This is a genomic window from Pseudomonas hydrolytica, from assembly GCF_021495345.1.
GTDB classification, from domain to species: Bacteria; Pseudomonadota; Gammaproteobacteria; order Pseudomonadales; family Pseudomonadaceae; genus Aquipseudomonas; species Aquipseudomonas hydrolytica.
In genome coordinates this window covers 1,752,465-1,776,963 of record NZ_CP099397.1, presented here as the reverse complement: position 1 = coordinate 1,776,963, position 24,499 = coordinate 1,752,465, and the positions used below count along the sequence as shown (strand labels likewise).

The 24,499-nt window shown below is 65.3% G+C and carries 24 protein-coding genes and 1 tRNA gene; all 25 read right to left on the bottom strand.

All coding sequences use genetic code 11. The features are described 5' to 3' along the window. Positions 1 to 7: 7 nt before the first annotated feature. The 25 genes from L1F06_RS08165 to xcpS all read right to left on the bottom strand — a co-directional run bounded on the left by L1F06_RS08165 (position 8) and on the right by xcpS (position 24,479). Positions 8 to 98 (bottom strand) — tRNA-Ser (locus L1F06_RS08165). A gap of 61 nt (positions 99 to 159) precedes the next feature. After that, positions 160 to 345, bottom strand: a complete 186-nt coding sequence (gene csrA, locus L1F06_RS08160) for a carbon storage regulator CsrA (protein ID WP_003244478.1) — start codon at positions 343 to 345, stop codon at positions 160 to 162. Between the two features lie 188 nt (positions 346 to 533). Beyond that, complete coding sequence (locus L1F06_RS08155; protein WP_003244475.1) at positions 534 to 1,772, bottom strand: aspartate kinase; 1,239 nt, start codon at positions 1,770 to 1,772, stop codon at positions 534 to 536. Between the two features lie 102 nt (positions 1,773 to 1,874). After that, a complete protein-coding gene (gene alaS, locus L1F06_RS08150; protein WP_129483098.1) occupies positions 1,875 to 4,499 on the bottom strand; it encodes an alanine--tRNA ligase in 2,625 nt (874 codons plus the stop codon). Between the two features lie 126 nt (positions 4,500 to 4,625). Then, positions 4,626 to 5,630 carry a low-specificity L-threonine aldolase gene (gene ltaE, locus L1F06_RS08145; protein ID WP_129483099.1) on the bottom strand — a complete coding sequence of 335 codons (1,005 nt, stop codon included), beginning with the start codon at positions 5,628 to 5,630 and terminating at the stop codon, positions 4,626 to 4,628. Positions 5,631 to 5,788: 158 nt separating this feature from the next. After that, complete coding sequence (gene astE / locus L1F06_RS08140; RefSeq protein WP_012019087.1) at positions 5,789 to 6,802, bottom strand: succinylglutamate desuccinylase; 1,014 nt, start codon at positions 6,800 to 6,802, stop codon at positions 5,789 to 5,791. Positions 6,803 to 6,819: 17 nt separating this feature from the next. Next, the gene (locus L1F06_RS08135) at positions 6,820 to 7,098 is read right to left on the bottom strand and encodes a hypothetical protein (protein WP_003244469.1); all 279 of its coding nucleotides are present in this window, start codon (positions 7,096 to 7,098) and stop codon (positions 6,820 to 6,822) included. A gap of 25 nt (positions 7,099 to 7,123) precedes the next feature. After that, entirely contained in the window at positions 7,124 to 8,470 is a 1,347-nt protein-coding gene (gene astB / locus L1F06_RS08130; RefSeq protein ID WP_129483100.1) for an N-succinylarginine dihydrolase, read from the bottom strand. Beyond that, a complete protein-coding gene (astD, locus tag L1F06_RS08125) occupies positions 8,470 to 9,933 on the bottom strand; it encodes a succinylglutamate-semialdehyde dehydrogenase (RefSeq protein ID WP_129483101.1) in 1,464 nt (487 codons plus the stop codon). Before astD ends, astB begins: the two co-directional genes overlap by 1 nt. Before the next feature lie 64 nt (positions 9,934 to 9,997). After that, positions 9,998 to 11,014 (bottom strand): arginine N-succinyltransferase, encoded by a 1,017-nt coding sequence (gene astA, locus L1F06_RS08120; protein WP_129483102.1) that lies wholly within the window; start codon positions 11,012 to 11,014, stop codon positions 9,998 to 10,000. Between the two features lie 57 nt (positions 11,015 to 11,071). Beyond that, positions 11,072 to 12,088, bottom strand: coding sequence for an arginine/ornithine succinyltransferase subunit alpha (gene aruF / locus L1F06_RS08115; RefSeq protein ID WP_003244461.1), 1,017 nt, complete (start codon positions 12,086 to 12,088; stop codon positions 11,072 to 11,074). Positions 12,089 to 12,221: 133 nt separating this feature from the next. Then, the gene (locus L1F06_RS08110; protein WP_003244459.1) at positions 12,222 to 13,442 is read right to left on the bottom strand and encodes an aspartate aminotransferase family protein; all 1,221 of its coding nucleotides are present in this window, start codon (positions 13,440 to 13,442) and stop codon (positions 12,222 to 12,224) included. 426 nt (positions 13,443 to 13,868) lie between these two features. Then, complete coding sequence (gene argR / locus L1F06_RS08105; protein ID WP_003244456.1) at positions 13,869 to 14,849, bottom strand: transcriptional regulator ArgR; 981 nt, start codon at positions 14,847 to 14,849, stop codon at positions 13,869 to 13,871. A gap of 75 nt (positions 14,850 to 14,924) precedes the next feature. Next, complete coding sequence (locus L1F06_RS08100) at positions 14,925 to 15,689, bottom strand: ABC transporter ATP-binding protein (protein WP_003244455.1); 765 nt, start codon at positions 15,687 to 15,689, stop codon at positions 14,925 to 14,927. Between the two features lie 27 nt (positions 15,690 to 15,716). Further along, positions 15,717 to 16,415, bottom strand: coding sequence for an ABC transporter permease (locus L1F06_RS08095; protein ID WP_129483103.1), 699 nt, complete (start codon positions 16,413 to 16,415; stop codon positions 15,717 to 15,719). Continuing rightward, positions 16,412 to 17,101 (bottom strand): ABC transporter permease, encoded by a 690-nt coding sequence (locus L1F06_RS08090; RefSeq protein WP_003244451.1) that lies wholly within the window; start codon positions 17,099 to 17,101, stop codon positions 16,412 to 16,414. The genes L1F06_RS08095 and L1F06_RS08090 overlap by 4 nt, the downstream gene beginning before the upstream one ends. A gap of 219 nt (positions 17,102 to 17,320) precedes the next feature. Then, on the bottom strand, positions 17,321 to 18,094 hold the full coding sequence (locus L1F06_RS08085; protein ID WP_003244449.1) for an ABC transporter substrate-binding protein: 774 nt from the start codon (positions 18,092 to 18,094) through the stop codon (positions 17,321 to 17,323). A 455-nt stretch (positions 18,095 to 18,549) separates the two neighbouring features. Further along, the gene (locus L1F06_RS08080; protein ID WP_003244447.1) at positions 18,550 to 19,074 is read right to left on the bottom strand and encodes a type II secretion system protein M; all 525 of its coding nucleotides are present in this window, start codon (positions 19,072 to 19,074) and stop codon (positions 18,550 to 18,552) included. 2 nt (positions 19,075 to 19,076) lie between these two features. Further along, positions 19,077 to 20,216: a type II secretion system protein GspL gene (gspL, locus tag L1F06_RS08075; protein ID WP_129483104.1), complete on the bottom strand. Its 1,140-nt coding sequence runs from the start codon at positions 20,214 to 20,216 to the stop codon at positions 19,077 to 19,079. Then, positions 20,213 to 21,187: a type II secretion system minor pseudopilin GspK gene (gene gspK / locus L1F06_RS08070; protein ID WP_003244445.1), complete on the bottom strand. Its 975-nt coding sequence runs from the start codon at positions 21,185 to 21,187 to the stop codon at positions 20,213 to 20,215. The genes gspL and gspK overlap by 4 nt, the downstream gene beginning before the upstream one ends. Then, the gene (gspJ, locus tag L1F06_RS08065) at positions 21,184 to 21,903 is read right to left on the bottom strand and encodes a type II secretion system minor pseudopilin GspJ (RefSeq protein WP_080589484.1); all 720 of its coding nucleotides are present in this window, start codon (positions 21,901 to 21,903) and stop codon (positions 21,184 to 21,186) included. Before gspJ ends, gspK begins: the two co-directional genes overlap by 4 nt. Then, complete coding sequence (gene gspI, locus L1F06_RS08060) at positions 21,900 to 22,283, bottom strand: type II secretion system minor pseudopilin GspI (protein ID WP_003244440.1); 384 nt, start codon at positions 22,281 to 22,283, stop codon at positions 21,900 to 21,902. Before gspI ends, gspJ begins: the two co-directional genes overlap by 4 nt. Further along, positions 22,280 to 22,825: a type II secretion system minor pseudopilin GspH gene (gspH, locus tag L1F06_RS08055; RefSeq protein WP_003244438.1), complete on the bottom strand. Its 546-nt coding sequence runs from the start codon at positions 22,823 to 22,825 to the stop codon at positions 22,280 to 22,282. Before gspH ends, gspI begins: the two co-directional genes overlap by 4 nt. Positions 22,826 to 22,832: 7 nt before the next feature. Then, positions 22,833 to 23,219, bottom strand: coding sequence for a type II secretion system major pseudopilin GspG (gene gspG / locus L1F06_RS08050; protein WP_049767432.1), 387 nt, complete (start codon positions 23,217 to 23,219; stop codon positions 22,833 to 22,835). A gap of 42 nt (positions 23,220 to 23,261) precedes the next feature. After that, positions 23,262 to 24,479 (bottom strand): GspF family T2SS innner membrane protein variant XcpS, encoded by a 1,218-nt coding sequence (gene xcpS, locus L1F06_RS08045; RefSeq protein ID WP_129483105.1) that lies wholly within the window; start codon positions 24,477 to 24,479, stop codon positions 23,262 to 23,264. Between the last annotated feature and the right edge of the window lie 20 nt (positions 24,480 to 24,499).

The window sequence follows — 24,499 nt, the reverse complement described above, 5'->3', positions numbered from 1 at the left end:
TGAATAATGGCGGAGAAGGGGGGATTCGAACCCCCGACACCCTTTTGAGGTGTACTCCCTTAGCAGGGGAGCGCCTTCGGCCACTCGGCCACCTCTCCGCAACACGGGGCGCATGATAAACATGTTTTCCCCGTTTGCAAACAAAAATTTGTAGAAAAATTAGTGGCTTGGTTCGTCACCCTTCTCTTTCTGGATGCGCTGGTAGATTTCTTCACGGTGTACGGCAACCTCTTTCGGCGCATTGACACCAATACGCACCTGGTTACCTTTCACGCCCAACACGGTGACAGTCACATCATCACCGACCATCAGGGTCTCTCCGACCCGGCGAGTCAGAATCAGCATTCCTTTCTCCTTACGGATTACATTTCGGGACAACAGTCTGCAAAAAAGAAAATGGTGTCAGCTTCCTGCTAAATCAAGCCGGGAAACCTCACCCAAGTATTGACCAGCCCGCGCAGAAAGAAAGTTCCCGCGAGCTGGGCAAAAAGACGAAAGGCGCGGAACCAGCCGCGCCTTTCGGGTAACAGGTATCACTCGCCCTGTCGGGACGGCGCGTCCAGTTCGAACGCCGTGTGCAGGGCACGCACCGCCAGTTCCAGGTACTTCTCCTCGATGACCACGGAGACCTTGATTTCCGAGGTGGAGATCATCTGGATGTTGATGGTCTCCTTGGCCAGCGCTTCGAACATGCGGCTGGCGACACCGGCGTGAGAGCGCATGCCGACACCGACGATGGAGACCTTGGCGATGTTGGTGTCACCGACCACCTCACGGGCGCCCAGCTCGTCTGCGGTCTTCTGCAGCACGCCCAGGGCGTTGTTGTAGTCGTTGCGGTGCACGGTGAAGGTGAAATCGGTGGTGTTATCGTGCGAGACGTTCTGCACGATCATGTCCACTTCGATGTTGGCGGCACTGATCGGGCCGAGAATCTTGAAGGCGATGCCGGGGATATCCGGTACCCCACGGATGGTCAGCTTGGCTTCGTCGCGATTGAAAGCGATGCCGGAAATGATCGGCTGTTCCATGGATTCCTCTTCATCAAGGGTAATGAGGGTGCCCGGCCCCTCCTGGAAGCTGTGCAGGACGCGCAGCGGGACGTTGTACTTGCCGGCGAACTCCACCGAGCGGATCTGCAGCACCTTGGAGCCGAGGCTGGCCATTTCCAGCATTTCCTCGAAGGTGATCTTCTCCAGACGCTGGGCCTTGGGCACCACGCGCGGGTCGGTGGTATAGACGCCATCGACGTCGGTGTAGATCTGGCATTCGTCGGCCTTCAGCGCTGCCGCCAGGGCCACGCCGGTGGTATCGGAACCGCCACGACCGAGGGTGGTGATGCTGCCGTGCTCGTCCACGCCCTGGAAACCGGCGACGACGACCACACGACCGGCCTTGAGATCGGCGCGAATCTTCTGGTCATCGATCTGCAGAATGCGCGCCTTGTTGTAGGCGCTGTCGGTGAGGATGCGCACCTGGTTGCCGGTGTAGGACACCGCCGGCACACCACGTTTGATCAGCGCCATGGCCAGCAGGGCGATGGTCACCTGCTCACCAGTGGAGACCATGACATCCAGTTCACGCGGGACCGGCTCGCCGTCGCTGATCTGTTTGGCCAGATCGATCAGGCGGTTGGTTTCGCCGCTCATGGCAGAAACCACGACGACGATGTCGTCGCCTTTCTCGCGGAACTTCTTAACCTTCTCGGCCACCTGCTGGATACGCTCGACGGTGCCGACGGAGGTGCCCCCAAACTTCTGTACGATCAAAGCCATTTCAAAAAGCCGCCTGATTCCTCGAAGGGCGCCCATTAAACCCGCATCGGGTCACACTGCCAAGGCCCGCCGGACGCACTGCGGGCCCCGCTTTCCCACCTGTTACAGGCCCTGCTCGACGAAAGTCGCAGCCAGTGCCAGCGCTTCGTCCAGCTTGCCGGCATCGACGCCGCCGCCCTGGGCCATGTCCGGACGACCACCACCCTTGCCGCCCACGGCAGCTGCGGCCTGACGCATCAGGTCGCCAGCCTTGAGCTTGGCAGTCAGGTCCTGGGTCACGCCGGCCACCAGCACCACCTTCTCGTCGAACACGCCGCCGAGCAGGATCACGCCGCTGCCCAGCTTGTTCTTCAACTGGTCGACCAGCGCCAGCAGTGCCTTGCCGTCCAGGCCGTCAAGACGCGCAGCCAGCACCTTGGTGCCTTTCACGTCCGCGGCGGAACCGGCCAGATCGTTGCCGGCGGCGCTGGCGGCCTTGGCCTTGAGCTGCTCCAGTTCCTTTTCCAGCTGACGGTTGCGCTCGATCAGGGCAGAGAGCTTGTCCAGCACGTTGTCGCGGCTGCCCTTGACCAGGGAAGCGGCTTCCTTGAGCTGCTCCTCGGCCGCGTTCAGCCAGGCCAGCGCAGCGGCACCGGTCACCGCTTCGATACGGCGCACGCCAGCAGCCACGCCACCTTCGCTGGTGATCTTGAACAGGCCGATGTCGCCGGTACGCGAGACGTGGGTACCGCCGCACAGCTCGACGGAGAAGTCGCCGCCCATGCTCAGCACGCGCACCTGGTCGCCGTACTTCTCGCCGAACAGCGCCATGGCGCCCTTGGCCTTGGCGGTTTCGATGTCGGTTTCCTCGGTCTCGACCTCGGAGTTCTTGCGAATCTCGGCGTTGACGATGTCTTCCAGCTGTTTCAGCTGCTCGGGCTTGATCGCCTCGAAGTGGCTGAAGTCGAAGCGCAGACGCTGACTGTCAACCAGCGAGCCCTTCTGCTGTACGTGATCGCCCAGCACCTGACGCAGCGCGGCGTGCAGCAGGTGGGTGGCAGAGTGGTTCAGCGCGGTGGCCTGACGCACGCTGGCCTCGGCCTCGGCCTTGACGCTGGTGCCAACGGAGAGGCCGCCCTTGACCACTACCCCGTGGTGCAGGAAGGCGCCGCCGGCCTTGGTGGTGTCACGCACGTCGAAGCGCACGCCGGCGCTCTCGAGATAACCGCAGTCGCCGATCTGGCCGCCGGATTCGGCGTAGAACGGAGTCTGATCCAGCACCACCACGCCCTCCTCGCCTTCGGCGAGGCTGTCGACCGCAGCACCTGCCTTGAACAGGGCAATGATCTTGCCGCTGCCGCTGGTGCCTTCGTAGCCGAGGAAGCGGGTGTCGGCGTCGACCTTGACCAGCGCGTTGTAATCCATGCCGAAGGCGCTGGCGGAACGGGCGCGCTCGCGCTGCGCCTCCATCTCGCGCTCGAAGCCTTCTTCGTCCACCGACAGTTCGCGCTCGCGGGCGATGTCGGCAGTCAGGTCGACCGGGAAGCCGTAGGTGTCGTACAGCTTGAACACGATGTCGCCCGGGATGACCGAGCCCTGCAGGCCGGCCAGATCCTGCTCGAGGATTTTCAGGCCCTGTTCCAGGGTCTTGGCGAACTGCTCTTCCTCGGTCTTCAGCACGCGCTCGATGTGCGCCTGCTGCTGCTTGAGCTCGGGGAAGGCTTCGCCCATCTCGGCCACCAGGGCGGCGACGATCTGGTAGAAGAAGCTGCCCTTGGCACCCAGCTTGTTGCCGTGACGGCAGGCGCGACGCACGATGCGGCGCAGCACGTAGCCACGGCCTTCGTTGGACGGGGTCACCCCGTCGGCGATCAGGAAGCTGCAGGAGCGGATGTGGTCCGCCACCACCTTCAGCGAAGCCTGGCCTTCGTTGGCACAGCCGATGGCCTTGGCCGAGGCGGCCAGCAGGTTCTGGAACAGGTCGATCTCGTAGTTGGAATTGACGTGCTGCAGCACGGCGCTGATGCGCTCCAGGCCCATGCCGGTGTCCACCGAGGGCGCCGGCAGCGGGTGCAGCACGCCATCGGCAGTACGGTTGAACTGCATGAACACGTTGTTCCAGATCTCGATGTAGCGGTCGCCATCTTCCTCCGGGCTGCCGGGCGGGCCGCCCCAGATGTGCTCGCCGTGGTCGAAGAAGATCTCGGTGCACGGGCCGCACGGGCCGGTGTCGCCCATTGCCCAGAAGTTGTCGGACGCATAGGGCGCGCCCTTGTTGTCGCCGATGCGGATCATGCGCTCGGCCGGTACGCCGATTTCCTTGTTCCAGATCTCGTAGGCTTCGTCATCGGTGGCATAGACGGTGACCCAGAGCTTTTCCTTGGGCAGGTTCAGCCACTTGTCGGAGGTGAGGAATTCCCAGGCGTAATGGATGGCATCGCGCTTGAAGTAGTCGCCGAAGCTGAAGTTGCCCAGCATTTCGAAGAAGGTGTGGTGGCGCGCGGTGTAGCCGACGTTTTCCAGGTCGTTGTGCTTGCCGCCGGCACGCACGCACTTCTGGCTGGTGGTGGCGCGGGTGTAGGCGCGCTTTTCCAGGCCCAGGAAGCAATCCTTGAACTGGTTCATGCCCGCGTTGGTGAACAGCAGGGTCGGGTCGTTCGCCGGGATCAGCGAGCTGGAAGCGACACGGGTGTGCCCTTTTTCTTCGAAGAAGCTCAGGAAGGCTTCACGGATTTCTGCGCTTTTCATAGGGGTCTTCCAAGGAAACAGGCGGCCACGGCAAAAGCCGGCAAAGGGCCGCATTATATCGGGCCCACCGCGCGCGGCTAGTGCCTTTGTTGATAGCAGGCGCCTATCAGACGCTGCGGTTACGACTCAAAGCGAGCGAAAAACGGCAAAGGCCTCGATCACCTGCTCGATTTGCTCGGCGCTGACGTCCAGATGGGTGACCAGACGCAGGCGTGGCGCCGCGCTGACGGCGATGCCGCGTTCGGCCATGAAGGCCTTGATCTGCCCGGCGCGCTCGCCGAGCTGCACATAAACCATGTTGGTCTGCACCGGTTCGACGCTGTAGCCCAGTGCGGCCAGGCCCTCGCCCAGACGTGCGGCGTTGGCGTGATCCTCGGCCAGGCGCTCGACCTGATGCTGCAGCGCATACAGCCCCGCCGCCGCCAGCACGCCGGCCTGGCGCATGCCGCCGCCAACCATCTTGCGCAGACGCCGCGCCTTGCCGATCAGCGCCGCGCTGCCGCACAGCACCGAACCGACCGGCGCACCGAGGCCCTTGGACAGGCACACCGAGACGGAATCGAAATGCCGGGTGATCTCCCGTGCCGGCACGCCCAGCTTGACCGCGGCGTTGTATAGCCGCGCGCCGTCCAGGTGCAGGCCCAGACCTCGGCGCAGCGTCAGCTCGCGGGCGGCAGCCAGGTAGTCGAGCGGCAGCACCTTGCCCTGCATGGTGTTTTCCAGCGCCAGCAGGCGGGTACGGGCGAAGTGGAAGTCGTCCTGCTTGATCGCCGCCTCGACCTTGGCCAGGTCCAGCGAGCCATCGGCCTCGCCGTCGATGGGCTGCGGCTGGATGGAGCCGAGCACGGCCGCACCGCCGCCCTCGTACTTGTAGGTATGCGCTTGCTGGCCGACGATGTACTCGTCGCCACGCTCGCAGTGGGCCATCAGGCCGAGCAGGTTGCTCATGGTGCCGGTCGGCACGAACAATCCGGCTGCAAAGCCCAGCTGGTCGGCCAACCAGGCTTCCAGACGGTTGACGCTGGGGTCTTCGCCATAGACATCGTCGCCCAGCTCGGCAGCCATCATGGCTTCGCGCATGGCGGCAGTGGGTTGGGTGACGGTGTCGCTACGCAGGTCGATCAGAGGCATGGCAGGCTTTCCCGGCAATTGGCGAAAGGCTCATGCTAAAGAGGTCGCCCGGACAATCACAAGGTACAGTTGAGCAATAAAGCTGCTTGCCCAGCGACGTAGCCCGGAGCAAATCCGGGGATGGCAGACGCAACGTCAGTTCCCGGAAGGCGCCCTGGCTACGCCAAGCCTGCGCCGTCGTCCGGCACGATCAGGATGCCCGCACGCAGACCGTTCTTGACCTTGGGATTGGGGAAGATGATGCGCGCATTCTGCTCTTCCACCACCCAGCGGGTGTCGGCGATGTCCTCGGCGAGCAGGTAGCCGGGTTCGAGCTCGGTGAAGTTCTCGATATCGGCCGGCAGGTGCAGCTGGAAGCTGTCGCTGTGCTTGATGATCTCGCGCGATACGGCGAACAGCTGCAGGCCGTCGAGCGTCGGCTCGTCGTCGATCACCTCGCGTCCTTCGATCAGCGCCTGCAGGGCATTTTCCAGCAGGTCGAGATTGACCAGCTGGTTCTGGCCGAACGCACGCGCCTTGCCCAGTTCGAGGGTGAAAGCCTCGGCGCCGAGCTGTCCGTAGGTGTAGGAACTGAAGGTGATCGAACCCTTGTTCTGCAGCAGCACGGCTTCGATCCCGGCGGCGCGCAGACGCTGCAGTTCGCGGCGCGAGTGGGTACGCCCTTCGTGCCAGGGATAGAGGGCGAACTGCTCGATCTTCGAGCCGCGGATGGCGGTGTGCAGGTCGTAATGCAGACGGGTGCGACCGGTGTCCTTGCCAAAGAAGGTGGCCGCCAGGTGTTCCAGATCGCAGGCACGGATGGCCTCGAAGCCGCTGGATTGCTCGTGGCGACCGTTGAACAGGCGGTTGATGTCCTGCTCGACGAAGCGCTCGCCGCGGCGCATGGCCTCGGGATTGCCGAACAGGAAGAGAATGCGCGCCGCCGGATGCAGCTCGTTGCGTGCGATACCGCGCAACAGGCGGTCGAGCAACTCGATGGGCGCGGTTTCGTTGCCGTGGATGCCGGCCGACAGCAGCAGGTCGAGGCCGTTGTCGCGCGCAGCCGGCGGGGTAATCTCCAGCGCACCCTCATCCAGCCAGCGCAAGCGCGTGCCATCGGGGGTCAGCTGGATCTTCGCCGACGGCTCGTGGCCGGCCAGGGTCAGTTCAAGCAGTTTGCCGAGAGCAAGCATCGGACACTCCTCAGGGCTTAGTGATTGCAGTCCGGGCCGTGAACATGATCATCCTCGTCGGCGATCGCCGGCTCCATCTCCAGCTGCAGGCTGACCAGATTGGTGGCCTGGGGGCGCAGCAGCAGGTTGGCGTACTCGCTGTCGCCCTCCTCCACGTCGACGCCGATCAGCAACTGATCGCCAACGGCCTGGACCCACAGCTCCTTGCCCTGCCAGACCACGGCAAAACGGCTGCAGGAGGTTTCCAGCTGGGTGCCGTCGTTATCTTCGAGAATCAGTTGCAGGGCGTCGCTCATAAAATCTCCGAGGTGGGGGCCAGGTTCAGGTCATCTGGAAAGGATAGACCGAGCCCAGTTTAAGGATCTGCGTCAGTTCATCCAATGCCGTGCGGCACTCGATCAGCAATTGCGGATCGGCCAGATCGGCCTCGCTGAGACGGTCACGGTAATGCTTGTCGACCCAGGCCACCAGCCTGTCATGCAATTCGAGGCTCATCACCACCCCCGGATTGACCGCGGCCAGTTCCTGCTCCTTGAGCGCCACGCGCAGGCGCAGACAGGCCGGACCACCGCCGTTCTGCATGCTCTGCTTGAGGTCGAACACCCGTACTTCGCGGATCGGACCATTGCCGGCAGTCAGCTGCTCCAGGTAGCGCCAGACGCTGGCGTTGTTACGGCACTCCTCCGGGACCACCAGCAGCATGCTGCCGTCGGCGCGGGTCAGCAGCTGGCTGTTGAACAGGTAGGACTTGACCGCATCCTCCACGCTCACTGCGCTGTTGGGCACGCAGACCGCCTGGAAGTTGCCGCCACGACCGGCCAGCTTGCTACCCAGTTCGCCCAGTACCTTGTCGGTGTCGAGGAAGGCGTCCTGGTGATAGAACAGCACTTCGCCGTTGCCCACGGCGATCACGTCGTTGTGGAACACGCCCTGGTCGATCACCGCCGGGTTCTGCTGGGCGTACACCACGCCCTCCTCGCTCAGCCCGTGCAGGCGCGCCACCGCCTGGCTGGCCTCCAGGGTCTGCCGCGCCGGATAACGTGCCGGTGCCGGGTAGCGGCTGTCGAAGGCGCTGCGGCCGTAGACGAAGAACTCCACGCCAGGCTCGCCATAGCTCTTGCAGAAGCGCGTGTGGTTGGCCGCGCCCTCGTCGCCGAACTGACTGACCGCCGGCAAGGCCGGGTGATGCGCGAAATGCTCCTGGCTGGCGAACATGGCCTGCAGCACGCGACTGGTGGTCGGATGCTCGATCGAGCGGTGGAACTTGCAGTTGAGGTTGGCGGCCGTGAAATGCACGCGAGCGTCGGCCGTATCGGCGCTGGGGCTGACGGTGCAGGCGTTGGCCGTCCACATGCTCGACGCCGAGCAGCTCGCCACCAGCAGCGGCATGGCCTCGCGCGCGGCACGGGCAATCACCTCGGGATCGCTGCCGGTGAAGCCCAGACGGCGCAGCGCGGCCACATCCGGACGCTCCTGCGGGGCCAGAACGCCCTGCTTGAAGCCCATGTCCATGAGCGCCCTCATCTTCGCCAGACCCTGCTTGGCGGCCTCCTTCGGATTGGAGATCGCCTGGCTGTTGCTCTGCGATGCGACGTTGCCGTAGGACAGCCCACCGTAGTTGTGGGTCGGCCCCACCAGGCCGTCGAAGTTCATTTCATAGGCAGTCATTACAGAGTCACTCCCGGAGTCAGGGTGGTGGGCAGGGTCAGGGCTTCGCTTTCCAGCGAGGCCACCGGGTAGGCGCAGTAGTCCGCCGCGTAATAGGCGCTGGCGCGGTGGTTGCCGGAGGCGCCAATGCCACCGAAGGGCGCGGTGCTGGCGGCACCGGTCAGTTGCTTGTTCCAGTTGACGATGCCGGCACGGCTATGCAGCCAGAACTGTTCGTAGCGCGCCTTGGAGTCCGACAGCAGGCCAGCGGCCAGACCGAAGGCGGTGGCGTTGGCCTCGGCGATGGCGCCGTCGAAATCGCTGTAGCGGATCACCTGCAGCAGCGGGCCGAAGAACTCCTCGTCCGGACGCTCGCTCACCGCCGTGACGTCGAGGATGCCCGGGGTCAGCAGCGCGGCATCGGCCTGCGGCTGGGTCATGGCCAGCAGCGCAGTGGCGCCCTTGGCCAGCAGATCGGTCTGCGCCTGCATCAGCTGTGCGGCGGCCTGCAGGGAAATCACCGAGCCCATGAACGGCGCCGGCTGCTCGTCGAATCGGCCAACCTTGAGCTGCCCGGCGACCTGCACCAGGCGCGCCAGCAGCGCGTCGCCCCACTGCCCTTGCGGCACCAGCAGACGGCGGGCGCAGGTGCAGCGCTGACCGGCAGAGATGAACGCAGACTGGACGATGGTGTACACGGCCGCATCGATATCGGCGACCTGATCGACGATCAGCGGGTTGTTGCCGCCCATCTCCAGCGCCAGGATCTTGTCCGGACGCCCGGCGAACTGGGCGTGCAGCAGATTGCCGGTGCGGCTGGAGCCGGTGAAGAACAGCCCGTCGATACCCGGATGGCCGGCCAGGGCCACGCCGGTCTCGCGCCCACCCTGCAGCAGGTTGAGCACGCCAGCCGGCAGGCCGGCCTCGATCCAGCACTTGACCGTCAGCTCAGCGACCTTGGGGGTCAGCTCGCTGGGCTTGAACAGCACGCAGTTGCCGGCCAACAGGGCAGGCACGATATGCCCGTTGGGCAGGTGACCGGGAAAGTTGTAGGGGCCGAACACCGCCACCACGCCATGCGGCTTGTGCCGCAGCACGGCAGTGGCATCGGCCAGCGGGCCGCTCTTCTCGCCGGTACGTTCACGGTAGCTCTGGATCGAGATGGCGACCTTGTTGACCATGCTGGTCACCTCGGTAGCGGCCTCCCACAGCGGCTTGCCGGTTTCCTCACCGATGGCGCGGGCCAGCTCGTCGGCATGACTCTTCAGCGCGGCGGCGAAGCGCTCCAGCACGGCGATACGGCCGTCCAGCGAGTGGGCTGCCCACAGCGAAAAGGCGCCGCGCGCCGCGTTGACGGCCTCGTCGACCTGGGCAGCGCTGGCGCCCTGCCCCTGCCAGACCACGGCCTGATTGACCGGATCGAGCGATTGCAAAGGCGCGCCCTGGCCGGGCCGCCACTGACCTGCGATGTAATGAGTGCTCATCTTGTTCTATCACTCCAGCATTCATCGGCGCTCCCGGAGGCCCGCCGCGGAAAACGAAAGACTCTTAACTCTTTGCCGACAGCGCTACGGCGCGCACCTGATCGCCTGCCGACAGCTGCAGACGCCTGGCCGTCAGCGGGTCGACCACCAGGGTGCCGGCGGCCAGGCGCGCCGGGGCCGCGGTGATGCGACAGCCCTCGCGCTTGCGGTTGTGCACCAGGAAGGGCGCGGCATCGTCGCCCGGCGTGCCGATCGCCAGCACCAGGTTCTGGCTATCGCGCACGGCGCGGATTTTCGCGGTTTCCGCCTCGATGGCCGGGCCCGCGTCGAAGATGTCGACGTACCCCTGGTAGCTGAAGCCCTCGGCCTTGAGCATGCTCAGGGCGGGCTCGGTATCGGGATGCACGCGGCCGATCACCGCACGTGCCTCGTCGGAAAGGAAGCAGGTGTAGAGCGGAAACTTGGGCATCAGCTCGGCGATGAAGGCCTTGTTGCCGACCCCGGTGAGGTAGTCCGCCTGGCAGAACTCCATCTTGAAGAAGTGCCGGCCAAGGCTTTCCCAGAACGGCGAGCGGCCGCTGGCATCGGACATGCCGCGCATCTCGGCGATCACCTTGTCGCCGAACAGCTCGCGGAACTCGGCGATGAACAGAAAGCGCGCCTTCGACAGCAGGCGGCCGTTCAAGCCGGTGCGATGATCGGCGTGCAGGAACAGCGAGCACAGCTCGGAGTTGCCGGTCATGTCGTTGGCCAGGAACAGGGTCGGCACCTGGCGATGGATGTTCAGCTCCTGCGAGGCGCACACGGTCAGGCCGACCCGGTAGTTGTACCAGGGCTCACGCAGCCCCACCGCGCCGGCCACGGCGGAAATGCCGACCACCTTGCCGGCATCGTCCTCCAGCACGAACAGATAGTCGGCGTCGGCTCGTTCGGCCTGGCCGCGGAAGGCCTTCTCGGCCCAGTCAACCCGATGCGCCAGGCGCTCCTCGTTGGCCGGCAGGGTAGTCAGGCCGGTGCCGGTACTGCGCGCCAGGTCGATCAAGGCCGGCAAGTCGGCATTGCGCACGGGACGAACGATCATGGATCCTCCGGATCAGCTATTTGCTTGAAGCGGCCAGTGTCGACTCGCCGCCTCGGTTTAAACCGCCACCAGCCTGACGCTGGCGCCCTCGCCGACACCCAGCGCCTCGGCAGCCTGCGGGCTGAGCGTCACGGGTTTGCCCGGCACCCAGTCGAGGTCGGCGACGATGGCGCGGAAATCCTGCAACTGGCCGTTGCTGACCAGGTACTGGCGCCCACTCGTCTCGGCCTCACCGATCTTCACCGGCACCAGACGGCTCTGGGCGATGCTGCGAATGCCCGAAGTGCGGGCGTGCAGGGTCGGACCGCCATCGAAGATGTCGATGTAGTGGTCGGTCTCGAAACCTTCACGCATCAGGATGTCGAAGGTGATCTGCGCCCGCGGATGCACCTGTCCCATGGCCTCTTGCGCCTCGTCCGGCAGCAGCGGCACGTAGATGGGGTAATGCGGCATGAGTTCGGCGAGGAAGGTGCGGCTCTTGAGCCCGCACAGACGCTCGGCCTCGGCGTAGTTCATGTCGAAGAAGTTGCGCCCCACGGCGTCCCAGAACGGCGAATCGCCGTGCTCGTCGCTGTGGCCGACGATCTCCACCACCACCGCGTCGGCGAAGCGCTCGGGATGACCGGCCATGAACAGCAGGCGGCCACGCGAGTTGAGCTCGGCGAACACGCTGCTGACCAGCGGCCGCTCGACGTAGAAACTGGTGAGCAGGCTGTTGCCGGTCAGGTCGTGACACAGCGACAGCACGTGAATCTTGTTGTGGATCTTCAGCTCGCGCGAGTTGTGCACGAAGGTCTCGTTGCGGAAGCTGTAGAACGGTTCGGAGTAGCCGGCCGAGGCGACGATGGCCGAGCAGCCGACCAGGCGCCCGCTGTCGCTGTCCTCGAGGACGAAGAAATAGCTTTCCTCGCCGTTGAAGCTGACTTCGGCAGCGAAGGACGCCTCGGAGGCAGCGATCTTGTCACGCAGCCGATCGGCGTCGTCCGGCAGTGAAGTGACGCCCACCGGGCTATCGGCGGCAAGTCGCTGCACATCCGCCAGGTCCGCCATTTGCGCAGGGCGCATTACCAGCATGGGGTCACTCCTTTTTCAAGAAAAGCTCCGGTGACCGCGCACGGGCAGCCGGAGAACGCCAGGCCAGAGGCCCGGCACACACAGGAACATCATCCGTGGGAGAAGCCCGGCACTACCTGCGCCGGGCGTTCGCTCAGGCGTTGGCCAGCTTGCTCAGCGCACGCTCGAAACGGGCCAGGCCTTCTTCGATATCGCGCTCTTCCACCACCAGGCTCGGGGCGAAACGCACCACGTCCGGACCAGCCTGCAGAATCATCAGCCCTTCCGCGGAAGCGGCGTCCAGCACCTGCTTGGCCTTGCCCTTCCACGCCTCGTTGAGCACGCAACCGAGCAGCAGGCCCATGCCGCGCACCTGCTCGAACAGACCGAACTGCTTGCCGAGCGCCTCCAGGCGTTGCTTGAACTGCTGGTGCTTGACCTTCACGCCATCCAGGGTCTCGCGGGTATTGACGATGTCCAGCACCGCCTCGCCCACTGCGCAGGCCAGCGGGTTGCCACCATAGGTGGTGCCGTGGGTACCGGGGGTAAAGTGCTTGGCCAGGTCGGTGGTGGTGAGCATGGCGGCGATGGGGAAGCCACCCCCCAGGCTCTTGGCGCTGGAGAGAATGTCCGGCACCACACCATAGTGCATGTAGGCGAACAGTTCGCCGCTGCGGCCCATGCCGCTCTGCACCTCGTCGAATACCAGCAGCGCGTTGTGCGCGTTGCACAGCTCACGGGCGCCTTCCAGGTAGGCTTTCTCGGCCGGCAGCACGCCGCCCTCGCCCTGGATCGGCTCGAGTACCACTGCGCAGGTCTTGTCGGAAATGGCCGCCTTCAGCGCCTCCAGATCGTTGTAGGGCACGTGGGTGATGCCCTGGATCTTCGGACCGAAGCCGTCGGAGTACTTTGGCTGGCCGCCGACGCTGACGGTGAACAGGGTACGGCCGTGGAAGCTGTTGAGCGCGGCGATGATCTCGTGCTTTTCCGGACCGAAACGGTCATGCGCGACACGACGGGCCAGCTTGAACGCGGCCTCGTTGGCCTCGGCGCCGGAGTTGCAGAAGAACACGCGCTCGGCGAAGGTCGCATCGACCAGTTTCTTGCCCAGGCGCAGGGTCGGCTCGTTGGTGAACACGTTGGAGATGTGCCAGAGGGTGTTGGCCTGCTCGGTCAGCGCCGCGACCAGCGCCGGATGGCAGTGGCCAAGCACGTTGACGGCGATGCCGCCGGCGAAGTCGATCAGCTCTCGACCGCTCTGATCCCAGACTCGCGAACCGAGGCCACGCACGGGTACGAAGGCGGCAGGGGCGTAGTTGGGGACCATGTACTGGTCGAAATCGGCGCGTTGCACCGCATCGTGCTGAACAGACATCGAAACTCTCCTGAAGAAGGAAAACCAGCCTGCAGCGGGCCACACGGAAGACCCGTCACGGCAGGGAATGCAAGGATTGTAGGGACTGATTCGGGGTCGGCATTGCCGCCATGCGACAACTTCTTACAGCGCCACCCCAGGTTTTTCGCGGGTTTTCGTCAAAGCGACAGAAACCGTCGGAAAGGCGCAGTTTAAACGCAGTTCGATACCAGAGCGCACGCCGACGGAAAAATTCTCCGCAGGCTGACTGGCTGGTATCGGAACGCTTGCTTGGCTCGCCATGAAATCCGGGAGCGGCCAGAGATCGCACCCGGATGGCTTCCGGGCTACATCCAGGTTGGCGCAGGAGCGAGCGCTGCTCGCGAACCGTACGGAATGAGGGAAACGCCGAGGCCTCGCGAGCAGTGCTCGCTAAAGCAGCAAGGATCAGCCGCGCTCGACCGGGGTGGAGGTCAGTTCGAAGGGGCTGTTGCTGCGCCGCTGGTTGCGATCGTCGCGCGGGGTGGCGCCGAAGAAGTTGCGGTAGGCGCTGGAGAAATGCGGCCCGGAGGAGAAGCCGCAGGACAGGCCGATCTGGATGATCGACTTGCTGGTCTGCATCAGCAGCTGGCGCGCCTTGTTCAGGCGCAGCTCCAGGTAGTACTGGCTGGGCACGCGATTGAGGTACTGCTTGAAGATGCGCTCGAGCTGACGACGCGAGACGCACACATGCTGGGCGATCTCGTCGGTGGTCAGCGGCTCTTCGATATTGGCCTCCATCAGCAGCACTGCCTGGGTCAGCTTGGGATGGCTGGAGCCGAGGCGATTCTGCAGCGGAATGCGCTGACGCTCGCCGCCTTCGCGGATGCGCTCGACCACCAGCTCCTCGCTCACCGCCCCGGCCAGCTCGGCACCGTGGTCGCGCGCCAGCAGCGCCAGCAGAAGATCGAGCACCGCCAGGCCGCCGCAGGCAGTCAGGCGATCACGATCCCAGTCGAACAGATGGCTGGTGGCGATGACCTTGGGAAAGCGCTCGGCGAAATCGTCCTGCCAGCGCCAGTGCACCGCCGCGCGATAGCCATCGAGCAGGCCGAGCTGGGCCAGCGGATAGACCCCGGCGGACAGCCCGCCAATCACGCAGCCGGCACGCACCTGCTGCTTCAGCGCCGCCGCCAGCCCGGCAGAGACCTGCGCCGGCGGTGTATCGGCGAGCAGGAACAGCTTGTCCAGCCCATCCAGATGCCCCGCCCAGGGCTCGCCCGGCAGGCGCCAGTCACCCGCCACCAGCGGCTCGGCCTGGAGGAAGACCAGCTCGTACACCACTTCAGGATGCACGCGCTGGGCGACACGCAGGGCTTCCTCGGCCAGGGACAGGGTCAGGGCCTTGGTACCGGGCCAGTAGAGGAAGCCAATTCGATGGGGGGTCATGAGTGCCTGTTCAAAGTCTGCTACGCGCCGGGCCAGCCGCCTTGCAGCGGACCCTGGACGAAGTCTAGTCGTTTCTTACTTGAGACTGCCGGAAAGAAACTGCTTGAGACGTTCGGATTGCGGATTGACCAGAACTTCCTTCGGGCAACCGCGCTCCTCCACCAGACCCTTGTGCAGGAACACCAGCTGGTTGGAGACCTCGCGGGCAAAGCCCATCTCGTGGGTCACCACCACCATGGTGCGGCCTTCGGTGGCCAGGTCCTGCATCACCTTGAGCACTTCGCCAACCAGTTCGGGGTCGAGGGCCGAGGTGGGCTCGTCGAACAGCATCACCTCCGGTTCCATGGCCAGGGCACGGGCGATGGCCACGCGCTGCTGCTCGCCGCCGGACATGTGCGCCGGATAGGCGTCCTTGCGATGCGCCACGCCAACCTTGGCCAGGTAGTGCTCGGCCTTGTCGCGGGCTTCGGCCTTGCTTACGCCGAGCACGTGCACCGGCGCTTCCATGACATTCTCCAGGGCGCTCATGTGCGACCACAGGTTGAAGTGCTGGAACACCATCGACAGGCGCGAGCGCATGCGCTGCAGCTGCTTGGCATCGGCGGCGCGCAGCGAACCGTCCTTGGCCGGCACCAGCTTCAGTTCTTCGCCGTTGAGCAGGATCTTGCCGGCATGCGGCTGTTCCAGCAGGTTGAGGCAACGCAGGAAGGTACTCTTGCCCGAGCCGCTGGAGCCGATGATGCTGATCACGTCGCCAGCCTTGGCTGCCATCGACACGCCCTTGATCACTTCATGGCTGCCGTAGCGCTTGTGCAGGTCCTGAACTTCTAGTTTGTACATGGTTGCGTTCTCTTGAATCGGCACGGGTCAGGTCTTGCGCGGGGCCATGTAGGCCAGCCAGCGACGCTCGGCCAGCTTGAACAGGCGCACCAGAATGAAGGTCAGCACCAGATAGAACAGGCCGGCGGTGATGAAGGCTTCGAAGGGCATGTAGTACTGCGAACTGACCGTACGCGCCGCCCCGGTGATGTCGATCAGGGTGACGATGGAGGCCAGCGAGGTGGTGTGCAGCATCATGATCACCTCGTTGCTGTACTGCGGCAGCGCGCGGCGCAGCGCCGACGGCAGCAGGATGCGACGATAGAGCTTGGCCCGCGACATGCCCATGGCCTTGGCTGCCTCGATCTCGCCATGGGGCGTGGCCTTGAGGCTGCCGGCGAGAATCTCTGCGGTGTAGGCGCTGGTGTTGATGGCGAAGGCCAGGCAGGCGCAGAAGGTGGCGCTGGAGAAGTACGGCCACATGAAGCTGTCGCGAATGACGTCGAACTGGGCCAGGCCGTAGTAGATCAGAAACAGCTGCACCAGCATCGGCGTGCCGCGGATCACGTAGGTGTAGAGCCAGGCCGGGAAGTTGACCAGGGGCGACTTCGACACCCGCATCAGGGCCAGCGGCAGCGCCAGGCTGAGGCCAGCGGCCAGGGAAATCAGCAGGATTTTCAGGGTGACCAGCACGCCACTGAAATACAGCGGCAGGTTCTCCCAGATCATTTGATAGTCGAAGATCATAGGTCAGCCGCCTTGGTACCTACCGAGTAACGCTTCTCGAGGAAACGCAGCGCCAGCAGCGACACGCTGGTCAGCACCAGATACAGCGCCGCCACCGCCAGATAGAAGGTGAACGGCTCGCGGGTCGCGTCAGCCGCGTTCTTGGCCTTGAACATCATGTCCTGCAGGCCGACCACCGAGATCAGCGCAGTGGCCTTGGTCAGCACCAGCCAGTTGTTGGTGAAGCCGGGAATGGCGAAACGGATCATCTGCGGCACGAGGATGCGGAAGAACACCTGCATCCCGCTCATGCCGTAGGCTGCGCCGGCCTCGCCCTGCCCCTTGGGAATGGCCATGAAGGCGCCGCGGAAGGTCTCCGACAGGTAGGCGCCGAAGATGAAGCCCATGGTGAACACGCCGGCGACGAAGGGGTTGATGTCGATGTACTCGTCGTAGCCGAGCAGCGGCGCGACGCGGTTCACGATGTCCTGGCCGCCGTAGAAGATCAGCAGGATCAGCACCAGGTCGGGAATGCCGCGGATCACCGTGGCGTAGGCCTCGCCGAGCATCGCCAGCCACCTGACCGGCGACAGGCGAAAGGCCGCCCCGAGCAGACCGAGAAAGATCGCCACTGCCATCGACGTAAGCGCCAGAAGCAGGGTGAGCCAGGCACCATCGAGTATGGTCGAGCCATAGCCTTGAAGCATGCGCTAATACCTCGTCGGGCACCGCAGCGGCGCCGCATAGCACAATGAAAATTGCCGGGAGCAGGTTCGCTACCGCCCCGCGGCGCCCACAGGGCGACCGCCGGCAATGACGATCACAGAGCGCCGCAGGCGAGACGCCACGACGCCGTACAGCATGAACCAGTAAAAAGTGGCACCGCCCGTTGCGGAGTCAGTGCCACCTTTTCTGCCTACGAACGCTTACTCGCCGTAAACGTCGAAGTCGAAGTACTTGTCCTGCACTTCCTTGTATTTGCCGTTGGCGCGAATGGCCAGGATGGCGGCGCTGATCTTGTCGGCCAACTCCTTGTCACCCTTGCGCACGGCGATACCGGCACCCTCACCGAAATACTTGGTCTCGGTGTAGTCCGGGCCGGTGAAGGCAAAGCCCTTGCCGGCATCGGTCTTGAGGAAACCGTCGTCGATGTTCACCGAGTCGGCCAGGGTGGCATCCAGGCGACCGGACTGCAGATCGAGGAAGATTTCGTTCTGCGAGCTGTAACGCACCACCTCGATACCCGCCGGTGCGAAGACGTCGGTGGCATAACGGTCGTAGATGGAGGCGCGCTGCACGCCGACCTTCTTGCCCTTGAGGTCGACCAGCGGATCTTTCAGCTCGGTACCGGCCTTCATCGCCAGCTTGGCCGGGGTGTGGTAGTACTTGCCGGTGAAGTCCACGGATTTCAGGCGATCTTCGGTGATCGACATGGACGACAGCACGGCGTCGAACTTGCGCACCTTGAGCGCCGGGATCAGGCCATCGAACTCCTGCTCGATCCACTTGCACTCGACCTTCATCTCTTCGCACAGGGCGTTGCCGATGTCGTAGTCGAAACCGGATATCTGGCCGTCCGGGGTCTTGAAGGCAAAGGGAGGATAGGCCGCCTCGATGCCGATACGCAGCGGCTTCTCGGCCATGGCCAGGGGCGACAACATGGACAGCGCCAGGGCGCCGAGCAGTGCGATCTTCTTCATTCTTTGCTCCTTCGAATTGGGTATGGCATCGATGGCAGTGAGGGCCCGGGCCTTTTATGGATTGTAGAAGCAGTCGTGCGCCGTCATGTGCGACAGGCGACGCAGGGCCTTGGCTGGGTGAGCGGCATTCTAGCGGCAGGCATTGAGGCGATATTTCCTCAATGCGACAACTAATTACAGAAGCGCAGGAAGCGCCAGGCGCGGATATTGACAGTCCGGCAAAGGGGTGATCAAGAAGAAAAAGATCAAACGGTAATCTACAGCAAGACTCAGGCCATACATCGCGAAAAGCCCATTCCATGGGCGTTAACGCGTCTCGGCAAATTCCCCTGTCACCGCAAACGGCACTGCATCGGGGCGGCGACGTTCCCTAACCGCCCAATCGCGGTGCGCACTGTTACCGCATGCACACCGAGCGGGACAGCGATGAACGCTGATGGGCCGGGTAAGCGGCTCTAGCCCCCCACCCGCAGGCTGAGACGCGCCGCCACCTGGTTTTCCTCGCGGCGATCGAGGCCCAGCTCCTCGACGCGAATGCCCTGCCCTTCCAGCAGCTCGATCCAGCGCAGCAACTGGGCGAAGGCAGCCGGCTGCAGACTGACCTGCACCGCACCCTGCCCTTCGCCATCCAGACGCTCGATCACCAGCCCCTGCTCCGCTGCCGAGGCCGTGACCAGGCCCTGCAGACGCGCCGGGTCGGGACTGCTGCGCGGCTGCAGATCTCGTCCACGCACCTCCGGCGCCCTGCTCTGCAGGTAGGCATACAGGGCGCGCTGCTCCTCGAAGGCCGCCCGCGCCGCCTGGGCATGGCGCTGCGCCGGCTGCCACAACAGCAGGTAGAACAGCACCAGCAGAAGAAACAGGCTCAGCGCCAGCAGGGCCAGGCGGTCCCGGGCGGGCAAACCCTGCCAGCGCTGCGCCAGCGTCGAGCGCTGCCACTGCAGTTGCAGGTTCTGATTGAATTCACGCCACGACGCCATGCTCATCCTCCTATCACCAGGCGCGCGCTGACGCCATCCGCCTCACGGCTCGCCGAGCCCATCTGCACTGCCTGGCCGGCCTGCTCCAGGCGCTCGCGCAGGCGTTCCAGCTCGGCAAAGCCGGGCGCCTGAATCTGCAGTGCCATGTCGGCACGAATGGCGCTGTAGTCCAGTTGATTGATCTGCACCTGGGGTGCGCCATCGGCGTGCAGCGCATCGGCCACCTCCGCCAGCAGCTCTAGCACCAGGCTGTCGCCACCCCCCGTCTGCGCCAGATGCTGATCGAACTGCGCCCGCAGGTTGATCAGGTTGCGATCTTCGGGAAACAGCTGGCGATACAGCGCCTCGCTGGAGGCGGCATAGGCATCGGCCTCACGCTGCAGGTACCAGCCCTGAGCCAGATTGAAGCCCCCCTGCAGCATCAGGCACAGCGCCACGACCCCGGCCAGCGGCCGCCAGCGCTGCCAGCCGGCCCCCGTCTGCACCTGGGCGAACTCACCCTGCGCCAGGTCGACGCCTGCCCCCTGCCGCACCAGCCACTGGTGCGGCTGCTCCAGCAGGTGCACCTCGTCGACCGGCTCGGGCAGCGCCTGCCCGGCCGGCGCACTGGCGATACGGGGAGAAGGGCAGCGTCCGGCCAGCGCCGACCAGTTCTCCGTCTGCAGGGCCAGCCGCCAGGGCACCTCACCGCCCAGCAACCAGCGCGAACCGAGCCAGAGCAGCTGACTGCCCTGCTGCGGCAGCAGATCGGCATCCACACGAATCGCCTGCGGCGGCTGCGCGGCGCAGAGCGCCAGGCACTCGCGCAGCCAGTCGGCCCGCAGCGCATAGACGCGATGACGGCCATCGGCCATTTTCTCGCCCAGCGCCAGATGCATCAGTTCGACATCCTCGGCGAGCAGCTCTTCCACCGCAAAAGGCAGCGCCTGGCGCAGCCAGCGCGCCTTCTGCGTCGGCAGCTGCACCGCGCAGGTGGTCACCGCCTCCACCGGCAGCACCAGCTCCCAGCTGGCGGGCAGCTCGCGCAAGGCCTCTGCCAGACTCAGGGTCTGGCTCTGCTCCGGTGTCACCCGCTGCACCGCAAGCTCCAGCGACAGAGCGTGACAGGCCTCCGGCGGCAGAAAGATCCATGACTGATTCATTGTTGCTGTTCCTCAACCGGCACCGGCGGTGCGCCAGACTGCCCCAGATCACGCGCCAGGATACTGACCCGGCCATCATTGCTGCGCTGCAACAGGCTGCGCAACACCACACGGCGTTCGCCGAGACTGACCTCACTGAACACCTCGAAAAACTGACTACCCACTGCCAGCCCCTGCACGGCCTGCTCGCCAAGGCCAGCCAGCGCCGGCTGCGCGGCGAAGGCCGCGGGGCTGGGAAAGCCCTCGCTGCCTCGCACGGCGATCAGCGATAGCGCCACATCCGGGGTAAGGCTGTCGGCCAGACTGGAAAGGACCATGGCACCGGCAGTATTGACGTTGAGCAGCACGTCGCCGGGCAAAGCACTGACGTAGGGCAGCAGGCGGCGATAATCGAGCTCGTCCATGTCCAACAGCAGGCGCAGTTCGCTCACGTCGGCCAGTTCGCGATTGGCGCTGCGATAGGGCGGCGTGGCCAGCAGGTACTGGTTGTCCTCGGCGCCGTTGCTGCCCTGCGGCTCGTTGTTGCTATCGAGCCAATCGACCAGGCGCTCGGCATAGGGCTTCTCGATACCCAGGCGCAACATCAGGCGACGCAGACGCAGCAGCGCCAGCTCGTTGGGCTGCCCCTGGCGCACCAGGCTGTTGAGGTTGAAGCGCCCGCTGGGATCGACGATGCGCACGCGCAGCTCGCCACCTTCGTCCAGCGGGAAAGGCGGCAGCGGTCTGGCCCAGAGCTCGCCAAGGTGATCGACCGGCTGGCGCGGATCGCCCTGGCGCAGGTCGCGCTGAAGAATGGCCTTGGCCAGCGTCTCGCCACCCAGGGCGTACTGCCAGGCCTGGCTCACGTGCAGATGATTGGCGCTGCTGCGGATGGACAGCTGCTGGCGGGCGATCAATCCGGCGCAGACCACCGTCACCACGGCGACCACCAGCAGCACGGTGATCAACGCCACACCCCGTTGCCGCGTCATGTCTGCGGCTCCTCGGGCTCTTCGTTGGGAACCTCGGGCCCGCCGAGATTCTCCGGGGCGATATCCGGCAATCGCAGCAGACGGCGCAGCTCGCCGTGCCGTCGGTGCTGCAGGCGCAGCTCCACCGCCTTCGGCAGCCCGGTCAGCAGGCCATCGCCCGAAGCATTGGCCGGTGGCCAGTCGGCTTGCCACTGGCCGTCCTTGTCCAGGTAGCGCAGGCTCACGGACTGAACCCCATCCAGCGCCTGCTGCACCTGCGGCTGGCTGTCCTGAGCGCGGTCCAGCACGCGCCAGTAGCGGCGCTGCCAGCGCTCACCACTGAGCTGCCAGCGTACCCGTTGCAATTCGGCACGCGGCTGGCCCAGCGGGTTGCGCCAGCCGGAACGGGTCAGCTCCAGGGCGCTGGCGTCAGCCAGATCGCTGCGCAGTGCCGGCTGGGGATCGCCGAAACCGTCGCGAATCGGCCGCACCACCACCTGGCGCAGGTCGCGCTCGAAGGCCGCCATGGCCCGCGTCAGCTCGCGCAACTGCTGTTCATGGGCGCGTGTGGCGGCATCGGCACTGAGCACGCTGTCGAGCATGCGGTAGGTGGCCAGCCCCAGCAGGGCGAAGATGGCGATGGCGATCAATAGCTCGAGCAGGGTGAAGCCGCGCATCGCCCGGCCGCTTGGCGCGCGACCACTCCGCTCACGAAGACGCTCGCCGCTACGGTTCATGGCGCCCCCAGAAAACCGCTAAGGCTGACCACGGCCCGCTCGCGCAGATCGCCGCTGACGCCGCGTTGCTCGGCGGCGACCCACAGGGTCACACGACGCATGGCCGGCTCGCTGGTGGCCTGGATCTCGCTCTGCCACAGCCAGCGCCGCCCGGCGAACTCCACCTGGCCCTGGTCGCGGCCATCGGCGGGCGGCGTCTCGGCCAGTTGCAGCTCCACCAGCTGATTGTCGGCCACCCACATGGCCAGGGTGCGCTCCTCCAGCTGCGCGGCCGTTCTGACGCTGCGCGCGCTGGCGGTGAGCACGCTGGCGGCGATCAGGGCGAAGATGGCCAGTGCCACCAGCACCTCGAGCAGGGTGAAACCGCGGGCGTGTTTCATCCGGCCCGTCCCGTCGGCAATTCCTCCAGACGCGGCAGCGCGAAACCGTCACTGGACAGCTGTAGGCGCAAGCCATCGCGGCGGCGCTCGGCCAGGCGCAGACGAAAGGGGGTGAGCTCGCCGCTGGAAAGAATCAGCAGTTGCGGCGCCGTGGCCGAGCCGGTGGTGGTCGGCAGGTTCAGGGCCTCCCCTTCCACTTCGAACTGCAGCTCGGCCCACTCCGGCAGACGATGGGCCTGCCGGTCGAGCGTCTGCCATTCGCCGCGCTGCGGATCGTAGCGCAGCACGCGATAGCCCTCGCGGGTAAAGCTCAGGCCGTACTCGCGATTGTCCAGCACCGCCTCCTCGCTAAGCACGCCGATCAACCCACTCAGGCGCTCCGCCTCGCTGCGCAGCTCGCGCCCCGGCCCGGCAACGCCGCTGCTGAGCACAGCCAGGCCGATCAAGCTGCCGAGGATGACCAGCACCACCAGCAGCTCGATCAGGGTAAAGCCGCGCTGGGCAGAGCCGTGCCTGCGTCCGAAGGATGCCGCCGCGGGCATGATGGGGTCAGAGATCCCAGTTGCCGATATCGGCATTCAGATCGCTGCCGCCCTGCTTGCCATCGGCGCCGAGCGAATACAGGTCGTAGGCACCGCGGGTGCCCGGTGCCAGGTACTGGTACGGGTTGCCCCAGGGATCGATGGGCAGACGCTTGAGATAACCGTCCTTGTTCCAGTTCTTCGCCGGCGGATTGCCGCCCGGCTTGCTCACCAGCGCCTCCAGCCCCTGCTGGGTGCTGGGGTAGTTGTGGTTGTCGAGCTTGTACATGTCCAGCGCCGCGCCGATGGCACGAATATCGTTCTGCGCTGCCGTGACCTTGGCCTGATCCGGCCGGCTCATCACCTGCGGCACCACCAGCGCCGCCAGAATGCCGAGGATGACCACCACCACCATGATCTCGATCAGGGTGAAACCCGCCTGACGTTTACTCACCTGTTATCCCACCATTTGGTTCAACGAAAGAATCGGCAGCAGGATGGCCAGTACGATGACCAGCACCACCGCCCCCATGAATACCAGCATGAACGGTTCGAACAATCCGACCAGCAGGGCGATCTGCGCGCTCAGGTCGTTTTCCTGGTTCTTCGCCGTGCGTGCCAGCATCTGGTCCAGCTCGCCGGAGCGCTCGCCGCTGGCGATCATGTGCAGCATCATCGGCGGAAACTGCCCGGTGGCTTCCAGCGAGCGGGTCAGACTGCCGCCCTCGCGCACCTTCTGCGCAGCCACCAGCACCTCGCCGCGAATCACCCGGTTGCCGATCACCTCGCCGGCGATTGCCAGCGCCTCGACCAGCGGCACGCCGCTGCGCGTGAGGATCGCCAGGGTGGACGCGAAACGTGCGCAGTCCGTGGCACGACCCAGACGGCCGAGCAGCGGCACGCGCAGCAAAAAGGCATGCCAGCGCAAGCGCATCGCCTCATCGCGCAGCGCCGCGCGTAGCGCGATGATCGCCAGCGCCAGCACCACCACGGCCACCAGCCCCCAGGCCTTGACCCAGTCGCTCACGGCGATCAGCACGCGGGTCAGCGTCGGCAGGGTCTGCCCGGAATCGACGAAGACCTTGACCACGTCCGGCACCACGTAACCCAGCAGAAAGCCGACGATCAGCAAGGATGCGCACATCAGAATCAAGGGATACAGCAGCGCCAGCTGGACCTTCTGCCGCGACTGCTGGCGCTGCTCGGTGTAATCGGCCAGCTGTTCCAGCACCGGCCCGAGATGCCCGGCATGCTCGCCCGCCGCCACCGTGGCGCGGTAGAGCTCGGGAAAGGCGGCGGGAAACTCGCGCAGACTGCCGGCCAGGCTGTGACCTTCCAGCACGCGTGCGCGCACCGCCAGCAGCATTCCCTGAATACGGGCGTTGGTCGACTGCGCAGCCGCGGCGCGCAGCGCCTCCTCGATGGGCAGGGCCGCCTGCACCAAGGTGGCCAACTGCCGGGTTACCAGCGCCAGGTCGCGCGCCGAAAGCCCGCGGACGAAGCCCAGACGCGCGCTGCCGCCGGCGTGCTCGCGGGTGCGCGTGGCCTTGACCTCCAGCGGGGCCAGCTGGCGCTCGCGCAACAACTGGCGCACCTGGCGCGCGCTGTCGGCCTCCAGCACGCCCTTCTGCTGGCGACCGCGCCCATCCAGGGCGATGTATTCGAAGGCAGCCATGGCTAGCTCTGATATCCGTT